This is a genomic window from Paenibacillus sp. MZ04-78.2 (assembly GCF_024213375.1).
Taxonomy (GTDB): domain Bacteria; phylum Bacillota; class Bacilli; order Paenibacillales; family NBRC-103111; genus Paenibacillus_G.
This window is the reverse complement of the sequence record NZ_JANAVJ010000031.1, coordinates 1-11,964: the sequence shown is the minus strand read 5'-3', so window position 1 is coordinate 11,964 and position 11,964 is coordinate 1. Positions and strand designations below refer to the sequence as shown.

General features: G+C 53.3%; 13 protein-coding genes. All 13 read left to right on the top strand.

The annotated features are described in order from the left end of the window. The first annotated feature begins 39 nt into the window (after positions 1-39). The 13 genes from hslO (at position 40) to lysS (ending at position 11,616) form a co-directional block, all read left to right on the top strand. Positions 40-912: an Hsp33 family molecular chaperone HslO gene (gene hslO / locus NLX71_RS18985; protein WP_254365366.1), complete on the top strand. Its 873-nt coding sequence runs from the start codon at positions 40-42 to the stop codon at positions 910-912. A gap of 63 nt (positions 913-975) precedes the next feature. Beyond that, positions 976-1,914: a peptidyl-prolyl cis-trans isomerase gene (locus tag NLX71_RS18980; protein WP_254365365.1), complete on the top strand. Its 939-nt coding sequence runs from the start codon at positions 976-978 to the stop codon at positions 1,912-1,914. 110 nt (positions 1,915-2,024) lie between these two features. Beyond that, a complete protein-coding gene (gene cysK, locus NLX71_RS18975; RefSeq protein WP_254365364.1) occupies positions 2,025-2,963 on the top strand; it encodes a cysteine synthase A in 939 nt (312 codons plus the stop codon). Between the two features lie 364 nt (positions 2,964-3,327). Beyond that, positions 3,328-4,890 carry an anthranilate synthase component I family protein gene (locus NLX71_RS18970; RefSeq protein ID WP_254365363.1) on the top strand — a complete coding sequence of 521 codons (1,563 nt, stop codon included), beginning with the start codon at positions 3,328-3,330 and terminating at the stop codon, positions 4,888-4,890. Then, positions 4,887-5,468 carry an aminodeoxychorismate/anthranilate synthase component II gene (gene pabA / locus NLX71_RS18965; protein WP_254365362.1) on the top strand — a complete coding sequence of 194 codons (582 nt, stop codon included), beginning with the start codon at positions 4,887-4,889 and terminating at the stop codon, positions 5,466-5,468. Before NLX71_RS18970 ends, pabA begins: the two co-directional genes overlap by 4 nt. Next, complete coding sequence (gene pabC / locus NLX71_RS18960; RefSeq protein WP_254365361.1) at positions 5,465-6,343, top strand: aminodeoxychorismate lyase; 879 nt, start codon at positions 5,465-5,467, stop codon at positions 6,341-6,343. Before pabA ends, pabC begins: the two co-directional genes overlap by 4 nt. Positions 6,344-6,367: 24 nt before the next feature. Continuing rightward, positions 6,368-7,198 carry a dihydropteroate synthase gene (gene folP / locus NLX71_RS18955; protein WP_254365360.1) on the top strand — a complete coding sequence of 277 codons (831 nt, stop codon included), beginning with the start codon at positions 6,368-6,370 and terminating at the stop codon, positions 7,196-7,198. A gap of 48 nt (positions 7,199-7,246) precedes the next feature. After that, on the top strand, positions 7,247-7,615 hold the full coding sequence (gene folB / locus NLX71_RS18950) for a dihydroneopterin aldolase (RefSeq protein ID WP_254365359.1): 369 nt from the start codon (positions 7,247-7,249) through the stop codon (positions 7,613-7,615). Next, a complete protein-coding gene (folK, locus tag NLX71_RS18945; protein WP_254365358.1) occupies positions 7,615-8,139 on the top strand; it encodes a 2-amino-4-hydroxy-6-hydroxymethyldihydropteridine diphosphokinase in 525 nt (174 codons plus the stop codon). Before folB ends, folK begins: the two co-directional genes overlap by 1 nt. Then, the gene (locus NLX71_RS18940; RefSeq protein ID WP_090674533.1) at positions 8,121-8,336 is read left to right on the top strand and encodes a helix-turn-helix domain-containing protein; all 216 of its coding nucleotides are present in this window, start codon (positions 8,121-8,123) and stop codon (positions 8,334-8,336) included. The genes folK and NLX71_RS18940 overlap by 19 nt, the downstream gene beginning before the upstream one ends. Before the next feature lie 28 nt (positions 8,337-8,364). Further along, complete coding sequence (dusB, locus tag NLX71_RS18935) at positions 8,365-9,357, top strand: tRNA dihydrouridine synthase DusB (protein ID WP_254365357.1); 993 nt, start codon at positions 8,365-8,367, stop codon at positions 9,355-9,357. 200 nt (positions 9,358-9,557) lie between these two features. After that, positions 9,558-10,034 carry a transcription elongation factor GreA gene (greA, locus tag NLX71_RS18930; RefSeq protein ID WP_254365356.1) on the top strand — a complete coding sequence of 159 codons (477 nt, stop codon included), beginning with the start codon at positions 9,558-9,560 and terminating at the stop codon, positions 10,032-10,034. 85 nt (positions 10,035-10,119) lie between these two features. Further along, a complete protein-coding gene (lysS, locus tag NLX71_RS18925; RefSeq protein WP_254365355.1) occupies positions 10,120-11,616 on the top strand; it encodes a lysine--tRNA ligase in 1,497 nt (498 codons plus the stop codon). The last annotated feature ends 348 nt before the right edge of the window (positions 11,617-11,964 follow it).

The following is an 11,964-nucleotide window of genomic DNA, read 5'->3' as shown; positions in this document are numbered from 1 at the left end:
CCTAACTTGTAGCGTCATTCGAACAGAAGGAGCTTTGTCATGCAAGATTATTTAATCAGGGCCACGGCCTATGAAGGAAAAGTGCGCGCCTTTGCCGTCCGCACTACCGGAATTGTCGAGGAGCTGCGCCGCCGCCATCAGACTGCGCCTACCGCGACCGCTGCTTTAGGACGTACGGCAACGGCTGCGCTGATGATGGGTATTATGCTTAAAGGCGAAGAGAAGCTGACTGTTCAAGTCAAAGGCGGCGGGCCGATCGGCCAGATTGTCGCGGACTCCAATGCTCACGGAGAAGTACGCGGGTATGTGGACAATCCGGCCGTCGATTTGCCTTTGAACCAGGTCGGCAAGCTGGACGTGACCGGTGCTGTCGGTACTGACGGTTTTTTGTATGTCATTAAAGACCTCGGACTCAAGGAGCCTTACCGTGGCAGCATCCCGATCGTTTCCGGTGAGCTCGGCGAAGATTTTACGTATTATTTTGCCAAGTCCGAACAGACGCCTTCGGCTGTCGCTTTGGGCGTGCTGGTCGACGTGGATTATACCGTGAAGACTGCCGGCGGATTCATCATTCAGTTGCTGCCGGGGTTAACGGATGACGAGATTACGCAGATTGAAAAGGAGCTTGGGGCTCTTCCGCCGATTACGTCCTTGCTTGACCACGGAGACCGTTTGGAGGACATCCTCGCTACGCTGCTTCCCGGAGCCGAAGTGCTGGAGAGACGAGACGATATTCGGTTCCAGTGCAAATGCTCGCGCGAGCGCGTAGAGCAGACCTTAATAAGTCTGGGGCGGGATGAATTACAGCAAATTGTGGAAGAAGACGGCAAAGCGGAAATCGTGTGCCATTTTTGCAACGAAGCCTATCGTTTCAGCAGGGAAGACCTTGAAGCGATTCTCAAGTCCATATAAAACGACGGGATGGCGAGCAGCCGCCCGGTCGATATAGAGAGTGATTATACGAGGAGATAGGGTATGCGAAACATTAAAGTATTATGGGGCATGATCGCTGTGTTGCTGGTCGCGGTAGTCATCCTATCCTCCGTATTAATGGCCCACTCCTTATCCCCATCCCCTACCGATAAATATCCGGACCCCCAGAAGCAGGACGGAGAGGCGCAAATTTTGGCCACGATCGGAGAGAAAAAGATTACGTTAGCCGAATTGGAAACACAGCTGCTGGCGGCGCATGGGCGCGAACTCCTGGACCGAATGATCGACCGGGAAGTGGTGCGCTTGGAGGCGAAGGCCTTGGGCATCGAAGTCGGCGACATCGAAGTGCAGCAGGAACTGAAGCGGATGAAGCAGGGGTACGAAAGCGAGCAACAATTTTTAGAAACGATGAAAAATCAGTTGGGTTTAACTCCCGAGAAGCTCAAAGAAGACATTTACCACAAGCTGTTAGCCGATAAAGTTGCCATTCACAACATTCGGATCACGGAGGAAGAAGTGCAGGCTTATATTGCGGCGCATCCGGATGAATTTCAGACACGCGTAGAGTTCCGCCTGCAGCAGATCGTGACGGCTAGCAAGGAGCAGGCCCAGCGGGCCTTGAACGACTTGTCCAAAGGAACCGATTTTGCGGAGGTAGCCAAGGAACGTTCCCTTGATGATGCGACGCGCGATAGCGGAGGAGACTTGGGCTGGCTGGAAGAGGGCGATCCGTTCGTTCCCACTCCGATCATGAAGACTGCCAAACAGCTGAAGCAAGGGGAAATCGGAAAACCTGTCGAAGTCGACGGCAAATATGTCATCGTGAAGCTGAGAGAGCGTAAAGAAACTTCCAAGGAAGACCCTGCAGTGGTTCGTGAGCGGGTCCGCAAGGATCTGGCCCTTCGGGAAGCTCCTCCGATGAAGGAGATGCTGCGCACGCTCCGAGACAAGTGGAAAGTATCGGTCCGGGCTAATTTCTAGAAAACGGCAGGGAATTGTATTGACAACCATCGTAGGGGTTGATAAGATTACAATATAATACCTACTAAATTACTCGGATATTTTGATGTGAACTTGAGGAGGAGAACGGAATGGCCAGATTAGTGCAAAGCGTTACGCAATTGATTGGGGACACGCCATTGGTCAAATTAAACCGTGTCGTGCCGGAGGGCAGCGCGGAAATTTACGTAAAGCTGGAATTCCAAAACCCGGGTGCCAGCGTAAAAGACCGGATTGCCATCAGCATGATTGAAGTGGCCGAGCAGGAAGGCCGTATCAAACCGGGCGATACGATCGTCGAGCCGACGAGCGGAAATACGGGAATCGGCCTGGCGATGGTCGCCGCGGCTAAAGGCTATAAGGCAATTTTGGTCATGCCGGAGACGATGTCCATGGAACGCCGCAATCTGCTTCGCGCTTACGGTGCGCAGCTGGAGCTGACGCCGGGTGCGGAAGGGATGAAGGGCGCCATCAAGCGTGCGGAAGAAATCTTGGCCGAAAATCCGGGTTACTTCATGCCTCAACAGTTCAAAAACCAAGCGAACGTCAAAATTCACCGCGAAACAACCGGTCCGGAAATCGTCGAAGCGATCAACGCACATGACGGCAAGCTGGACGCTTTCATTGCCGGAATCGGAACGGGCGGAACGATTACAGGCGCCGGTTCGGTGCTCAAGGAGAACTTCCCGAACATTAAAATTTACGCTATCGAGCCTGCGGCTTCTCCGGTATTGTCCGGGGGTAAGCCGGGTCCGCACCGCATTCAAGGGATCGGCGCAGGCTTTGTGCCGGAAATTCTGGATACCGCCATTTATGACGGCATCATTGCGGTAGAGAACGAGGAAGCGTTCGAAACGTCCCGCCGAGTAGCGAAAGAAGAAGGCATTCTGGGAGGCATTTCGTCCGGAGCGGCCATCTTTGCCGCACTGAAGATCGCCAAGGAACTTGGCCCCGGCAAGCGCGTCATTGCTGTCGTCCCAAGCAACGGCGAGCGCTACTTGTCCACCCCGCTATATCAATTTGAGGACTAAGCCTTTTTCAGAGGAAATCTAAGCTTGCTCATCCCATAAAGGTTGAGCAGGCTTTTATCTTTCTACCCCTCTTATGAAATTGGGATAGGAGTTGTTTTTGCTCGTGGAACAGTCGAAGGAGAAATCGCGTTTCGCGGCGAGTTTTTTGCTTCATCCCCTTCTACTTCCATAAAATTCTAGGGGGATGGAGCAAAACGTGTCTGAGCTGAAGCGAAACGCGATTTTTCCGCAGACTGCGCAAGGGGCCCGGGCTCTCCCGCTTCATCTCCGACTCCCTTCCCAATTTCGCCGCCCTTTTATTCCCCCGCAATTTCAAGTATACTAATCCCAACATTACACGACGAACGCAAAAGGAGGACGGAACATGCTCCTGACATCCTATCATCAATGGCAGCAGTGGGCTCAGGACTACACCGTGCTTCCATATGTTATCCGGTTTTCACTAGAGCAAAGCCGCCCGCTTTCCTGGGCGCCTGTATGGGAGGAAGCGGCTCCAGGTTCCTTCGTGCTGGAGAGCGGGAAGGGCGGCCGCTACAGCTTTTTTGGCATTCGGCCCGTTTCGGCTATTCAAGGCACAGCCTACGAGGCGACGGTCACGCAACAGGATGGCAGCGAAGAGAAGCGGCATGGAGCGCCGCTGGAGCTGGTCAAAAGCTGGCTCGCCCCTTCCCGCTCGCCGGTTGTAGAAGGGGCCCCGAAGTGGATAGGCGGATGCGTCGGATTCTGGGGCTACGATGTTGTCCGCACCATTGAACGGCTGCCGGTTCGGGCGAAAGCCGATTTGCCCGTGCCCGACTATGCTTTTGTTCGAGTGAACGAGCTTTGGATTATTGATCATGAAACCAATCAGCTGTTTTGCGCGGTCCACACGGAGCTTTCGCCGCAACAACTGGACGAGCCCGGTTGGCTTGAAGCCCGCTATAAGGAAGCGGAGCAGTCCGCGGCCTGGATGAAAGGCTTGTGGGATCGATTGACGGAGGCTGCCGCCAATCCGCTCTTGCAGGAAGAAGCGGCCCGGAAGCGGGTGCTAATAGAAGAAGACCGCCTTCAGGTGGACGTGGATGCCATTGAAGGGATGGCTGCCGATTTTCCGAGAGAAGCTTACATGGATGCGGTACGCAAAATCCGCGATTACATCAGTGCCGGAGACGTGTTTCAGGTGAATCTGTCAGTGCGCCAGAACAAGCGGCTTGAGGCCTCGCCTGAAGAAATCTACGAATGGCTGCGGCTGGTGAACCCTTCCCCTTATATGGGACTGCTGCGATTTCGTGATTTTCAGCTTGTATCGGGCTCCCCGGAGCTGCTGGTCCAGCTTGAACGAGGGACCGTCCGCACCCGTCCGATCGCAGGCACCCGTCCACGCGGCATGAGCCCGGAAGAAGACCGGCAACTGGAAGATGAGCTGATTCATCACGAGAAAGAACGGGCCGAGCATATCATGCTTGTCGATTTGGAGCGCAACGATCTCGGACGAATTTCGACATACGGGACGGTAAAGGTCAAAGACTTTATGGTCATTGAGTACTATTCCCACGTGATGCACATTGTGTCGGAAGTTGAAGGAAAGCTGGCCGAGGGACGCGATGTCTTCGATGTCATTGCCGCGACGTTCCCGGGCGGCACGATTACCGGCGCTCCGAAAATCCGCACCATGGAGATTATCGAGGAACTGGAGCCGGTGAGAAGAGGACCATATACCGGGTCTATCGGTTGGATTGACTATAATGGCGATATGGAATTTAATATAATCATACGTACGCTCATCGCAGCAGGCGGTACAGGATATGTTCAGGCCGGGGCGGGAGTTGTCATCGACTCGATTCCGGAGAAGGAATACACGGAATCGATTAACAAAGCAAAAGCCATGTGGAAAGCAATCCAATATAGCGAACGAAATCCATGTCCCACTGGAGGTAAAAAATCATGATTTTGGTCATCGACAACTACGATTCGTTTACGTACAATTTGGTGCAGTATTTGGGGGAATTGGGCGAAAAGATCGAGGTTCGACGCAACGACGAGATCGATCTGGAGGGGATCGAAGCGTTAAAGCCGGACCATATTTTGATCTCTCCGGGGCCTTGCACGCCCAACGAAGCGGGAATCAGCCTGTCGCTGATCGAACGCTTCAAAGGCCGGATTCCCATTCTCGGCGTCTGCCTCGGCCATCAATCGATCGGACAGGCGTTTGGCGGCGAAGTGATCCGCGCAGAGCGGCTGATGCACGGAAAAACCTCGGAAATACTCCACGACGGTCAAGGGGTCTTTAAGGATATGCCGTCTCCGTTCACGGCAACGAGGTACCATTCCTTGATTGTAAAAAAAGAAACGCTGCCCGATTGCTTCGTGATCACCGCCGAAACGGCCGAGGGCGAAATTATGGGACTGCGCCATAAAGAATACCCGATCGAAGGCGTTCAATTCCATCCCGAGTCGATCATTACCGATCATGGGCACCAAATGCTGCGCAATTTTTTGAACGAAACGGCAGTGAGCCAAGCGTGAAAATCGATTTAAACGGAAACGTCATAGAGGAACAAAAGGCCGTGGTCTCCGTATACGACCACGGTTTTCTTTACGGTATGGGGTTATTCGAGACGTTCCGCACCTACGGCGGACGTCCCTTTTTGTTGGAATGGCATCTCGAGCGGTTGGACGCAGGCTGCCGGGAGCTGGACATCCGCTACGTTCCTGATCCGGACGGCTTGTGTGCCCGGATTCGCAGACTGCTTGAAGCGAACGCCTTGACGGATGCCTACTTCCGCTTTACGGTTACGGCGGGCACGGACATTCTCGGTCTTCCGGCCGAACCGTACAAGCACCCTACGGAAATCCTTTATATAAAATCGTTGCCGCCTATCGATTCGTCGGTTTATAGCAGCGGCAAGCCGCTGCAGCTCCTCGAATCCCGTCGAAACTCGCCGGAAGGCACGATTCGACACAAATCGCTGCATTATATGAACAATATTTTGGCAAAACAAGAACTCCGGCGCTACCCTTGGGCGGCTCAGGCAGAAGGTCTCCTGCTGGATGCCCAAGGCTTCGTATCAGAAGGGATCGTCAGCAATGTGTTTTTTGTGCGCGGCGGAGAACTGCATACGCCTTCGGTGGAAACGGGGCTTCTGCCAGGCATCACGAGACGCTATGTGATGACGATGGCGCGAGAGACCGGATTATCCGTATCGGAGGGTTTGTACAGGTGGGAAGATCTTACCGGAGCGGACGAAGTATTTTTGACGAATTCCATTCAAGAAATCGTTCCTGTGACAAGGCTGTTGAACCGGGAAGGGAAGGAGCACACCGTCTGCGGCGGCACGGCAGGTCCTGTTACGGAAAGATTGCTGTCCAGGTATAGGAACGCTTGTTCCGGCATGGTATAATAGCTGAAGCTAGGGAGGAAAATGATGAACGCTAGCATGGCGAATTCTAACAAGCTCGAACAGCTGTTGAGCGGGTCGAGGTCAGTCGTGATGGGGATTCTTAATGCGACCCCGGACTCCTTCTCGGACGGGGGCCGGTACATTGATCCGATCGCTGCCGTTGCCCGGGCTTTGGACATGATCTCGCAAGGAGCCGATATCATTGACGTAGGCGGCGAATCGACGCGTCCGGGCGCTCCCGCCGTATCGCTTGAAGAAGAGCTGGAACGAGTCATCCCTATCATTCGCGCGTTGCGACAGGCAGGCATCGTTACGCCGATTTCCATCGACACGTACAAGGCCGAAACGGCAAGACAAGCGATGGCTGTGGGCGCAAGTCTGCTTAACGATATATGGGGATTACAGAAGGAGCCGGACATGGCCCGAGTAGCTGTAGAATACGGCTGTCCGATCGTTCTGATGCATAATCGTACCGAAGCGGTGTATGCTAACTTTATCCAAGACGTGATCGAGGATTTGCGGGAAACGGTTCGTCGGGCGCACCAAGCGGGGATTCGCGACGAACAGATTATTTTGGACCCTGGCATCGGATTTGCCAAAACGTACGAGAACAATTTGCAACTCATGAACTATCTGGACCGGATCGTTTCTTTAGGTTACCCTGTGCTGCTCGGCACATCGCGCAAAAGCATGATCCGCCGTGCGCTGAATTTGCCGACGGATGACGTGGTGGAAGGAACCGCGGCTACCGTTGCGCTTGGCATTGCCCAAGGCTGCCGGATCATCAGAGTGCATGATGTACAAGCCATGCGGCGTGTTGCCGATATGACCGATGCCATAACGCAGCACCGATGAAGCGGCTGCTTGCATGACGCGACCGCGACTTGAAGGAGGAAGATGAAGTTGGATAAAATGATGCTGAAAGGGATGGCCTTTTACGGATATCACGGTGTTATTCCGGAGGAAAACAAGCTAGGGCAGCGCTATTACGTGGATGTGGAGCTGTACCTTCCGCTGGACAGGGCTGGCCGCTCCGACCGGGTGGAAGACACCGTCAATTATGCCGAGGTACATGATTTGATCAAAACGATCGTCGAGCAAAAAACGTTCAAGCTGGTCGAGGCGCTGGCCGAGCATATTGCATCCGAGGTATTGCGAACTTATACTAGTATAAATGAATTGACCGTTCGCGTCGTCAAGCCGCACCCGCCGGTAGCGGTTCATTTCGACGGCTTCACGGTCGAAATTCACAGGAAGCGGGAAGCCCGCTAATGAACGATGGAGATATGCAGTCGACCGAAGCTTGGGAGAGGGCTTACATCGGGTTGGGCTCCAACATCGGAGACAGGGAGCGCTTCCTGACGGAAGCCGTTCACTTGCTTCAGGAGCATCCGCAGATTCGCGTTACAGGACAATCGGCCTTGTATGAGACCGATCCGGTTGGCTATACGGATCAGGCCCCCTTTTTGAATATGGCGATCGAGGTGACTACAACGCTCCCCCCGGAACAACTGTTGGAGCAGTTGATGGAAACGGAAAGGCAGCTTGGCCGCGTCCGTGATATTCGCTGGGGCCCTCGTACCATTGACCTTGATATGCTGATGTACGGCGATGTCAGGCGGCAGCAGCCTGAATTGACGCTGCCGCACCCGCGCATGCATGAGCGGGCATTCGTTCTGATTCCTCTTATCGAGGTATTGGAGCTTCATCACCAGCCGCAGGCCGAGCCTTTACGAGCGTTTTTGGAGCGTGCGGAAGGAAAGGAAGGAATTAAACTTTGGAAAAAAATGCAATAGCCCAGCGCATCCGCGCTTTTCGCAAATTAAAAGGATTTACTCAAAACGAGCTGGCGGAACGGCTGGAAGTTTCCATTGCCGTACTCGGTTCCATAGAGCGGGGAACGCGCAAGGCGGATCCGAAAATCGTCCGTAAAATATGCGAAACGCTGGGGATCGAGCCGGAGGAGCTTTATTTCCAAGCAAGCGGCAAATAAATCACCCTTCCCAGAAAGGAGAGATACGATGTTAACGATAGGCAATGTCACCGCTCCGAACAAAGTGGTCCTGGCCCCGATGGCAGGCGTCTGTAATCCGGCCTTTCGTTTGATCGCGAAAGAGTTCGGCTGCGGCCTCGTCTGTGCCGAGATGGTCAGCGATAAAGCCATCCTGCACGGAAATCATCGCACACTGGAGATGCTGTACGTCGACGAGCGGGAGAAGCCGCTCAGCCTCCAAATTTTCGGCGGCGACACCGAAACGCTCGTCGAAGCGGCCAAATATGTGGACCAGCATACGAATGCGGACATCATCGATATCAACATGGGCTGTCCTGTGCCCAAAATTACAAAATGCGACGCGGGGGCACGTTGGCTGCTGGACCCCGACAAAATCGAGCAGATGGTCTCGACCGTCAGCCGGTCCGTCAGCAAACCGCTAACCGTGAAAATGCGGATCGGCTGGGACGACGATCATATTTATGCGGTACGAAACGCGAAGGCCGTAGAGAACGGTGGCGGCGCGGCCGTATCCGTTCATGGGCGCACGAGAGTGCAGATGTATACCGGTCACGCGAACTGGGACATCATTAAAGAGGTCAAGGAAGCCGTTTCGATTCCGGTGATCGGCAATGGGGACGTCTTTACTCCCGAGGATGCGAAACGGATGCTCGACCAGACCGGCGTCGACGGTGTCATGATCGGCCGCGCGGCATTGGGCAATCCGTGGATGCTTTACCGGACCATCCAATATTTGACCAAAGGGGAGCTCCCTCCGGAACCGGGCCCGCAAGAGAAAATCCGCATCGCGGTGCTGCATCTGGACCGGCTGACGGCGCTGAAAGGCGAAGCGGTGGCGGTCAAGGAAATGCGCAAGCATCTGGCCTGGTACTTGAAGGGGCTGCACGGAGCGGCGCGGATCAAAGACGCCATTATGGAGCAGACGAAACGGGACGCCATGGTTCAACTTCTCACCGACTTTATCGAATCGTTCGACCAACGCGAGGCAACCGTTCACTAGCCCCATTCGGTGGGCGAAACCGGGGCGGTTGGCTTCAATTGACATTTGAATGGGGTTGCAATATAATCAGTCAATAGTCATTTGCGGCCGACGGTTAGTGGCATCAAGCAGCGTCGCGTTCATATAGTAATTATCAGTGAATTCATACTCGATTGGGCTCGAAATATGAAAATCTTTCACACGACGGGAGATAGGTAGTAATGGCGGAAAAAGAAGTCATTCTCACGCAGGAAGGTTTGAAAAAGCTCGAGGAAGAGCTGGAGCATTTAAAGTCGGTGAAGCGCCGCGAGGTGGCGGAGCGGATTAAAGTGGCCATCGGTTACGGCGATATCAGCGAGAACTCGGAATATGAAGACGCCAAGAACGAACAAGCGTTCGTTGAGGGCCGTGTTCTTACTTTGGAGAAGTTGCTGCGCAACGCGCGGATTATCAACAACGACGAAGTCGATACGGATGCGGTGAACGTCGGTTCCATCGTCATCTTGAAGGACCTCGAATTCGGGGACATCGTCGAATACTCCATCGTTGGTACGGCGGAATCCGACCCGTTCCAAAATAAAATTTCCAACGAAAGCCCGGTCGGCAAAGCCATTCTCGGCAAACGCAAAGGGGCAATCGTTGACGTCAGCGTACCGGCAGGCGTTATTCAATACGAAATTATCGATATCAAGAAGTAAACGGCGATAACAAAAGGAGCTTCCTCAGGAAGCTTTTTTGACTATAGAGCCGGGAAGCCTTACATACGACCAAGGAGCTGGAAACATGACTGTGGAATTGGAATTGAATGAATTGCTGCAAATTCGGCGCAATAAATTGGATGAACTGCGCGGCCTTGGGATCGATCCGTTCGGGCAAAAGTTCGACAGAACGCACCATGCCGGCGATATTTTCAAAGCCTACGAAAACAAGTCCAAGGAAGAGCTTGAAGCGCTTTCCCCCGAAGTAAGCATTGCCGGGCGGATTATGCAGAAGCGGGAAATGGGCAAAGCGGGCTTTGCCCATATTCAGGACATCACCGGCAAGATTCAAATTTATGTGCGCGCCGATGCGTTGGAAGAATCCAAGTACAAGGCGTACGAACTGCTCGATATCGGTGATTTGATCGGTGTTCGCGGCACCGTCTTCAAGACGAAAACCGGTGAGCTTTCCGTTAAAGCGCAATCGGTGGAGGTGCTGTCCAAATCGCTTCTGCCTTTGCCGGAGAAATATCACGGTCTTAAAGATGTCGAGCTGCGATACCGTCAACGTTACGTGGATTTGATCATGAACCAAGACGTTCAGCAGACCTTCATTTTGCGTTCCAAAATCATTCAGTCGATGCGCCGCTATCTGGATGCCCGCGGCTATTTGGAAGTCGAAACGCCAACCCTGCATGCCATTGCGGGCGGTGCGGCCGCTCGTCCTTTCATTACGCATCATAATGCGCTGGACATGCAGTTGTATATGCGGATTGCCATTGAGCTGCATTTGAAGCGTTTGATTGTCGGCGGGATGGAAAAAGTGTACGAAATCGGACGGGTCTACCGTAACGAAGGTATTTCGACACGCCATAACCCGGAATTTACGATGATCGAGCTGTACGAAGCGTATGCCGACTATAAAGACATCATGAAGCTGACAGAAGAGATGATCGCGCATATTGCTCAGGAAGTGCTGGGCACGACCAAGATTACGTATCAAGATCAAGAAGTTGATCTCGCGCCATCATGGCGTCGCGTCTCGATGGTCGATGCTATTAAAGAAGTGACGGGCGTTGACTTCAGCGTTCAGATGACGGACGAGGAAGCGCATCGATTGGCCAAAGAACACAATGTGCCGGTTGAGCCGATGATGACCTTCGGTCATATCGTGAACCAGTTCTTTGAGACGTTCGTCGAGGAGAAGCTTATTCAGCCTACATTCATCACGGGGCATCCGGTGGCGATTTCCCCGCTGGCGAAAAAGAACGAGCAGGACCCGCGGTTTACGGACCGTTTCGAGCTGTTTATCGTGGCGCGCGAGCACGCCAACGCGTTTACCGAGCTGAACGATCCGATCGATCAGCGGGAGCGGTTTGAAGCGCAGCTGGTGGAGCGGGAGCAGGGGAACGACGAGGCGCATGAAATGGACGAAGACTTCGTACGCGCTCTTGAATACGGCATGCCGCCGACCGGAGGTCTTGGGATCGGAGTCGATCGCCTGGTGATGCTGCTTACGAATGCGCCGTCGATTCGTGACGTGCTGCTTTTCCCGCTGATGCGTGAGCGTCAAGGCGAATAATTTCGGACAAACAAAAACATGTTTCGCCCTTTATGGGGGAAGCATGTTTTTGTTTGCTTTAGAATTAATACGAAAGGAAGAAAATAACAGTTGCAAAGTACATAAACGTTTGGTATATTAGTCATTGTCGCTTCTGCGGTTGAGCTCGAAAGAGCCGAGCATGAAAAAAGAAAATTAAAAAATAATGCTTGCAATCAGCTAGGCAGATGTGATATATTAAAGAGGTCGCTTTCGACGGATTGTAAAATGAAGTCGAAAGATGGCGAACATCATTGCCCTTTGAAAACTGAACATTGAGTGAGTGTCATAAAGAGAATGAAAATTCTCGTCAGTAGTAAATTTTGAGCT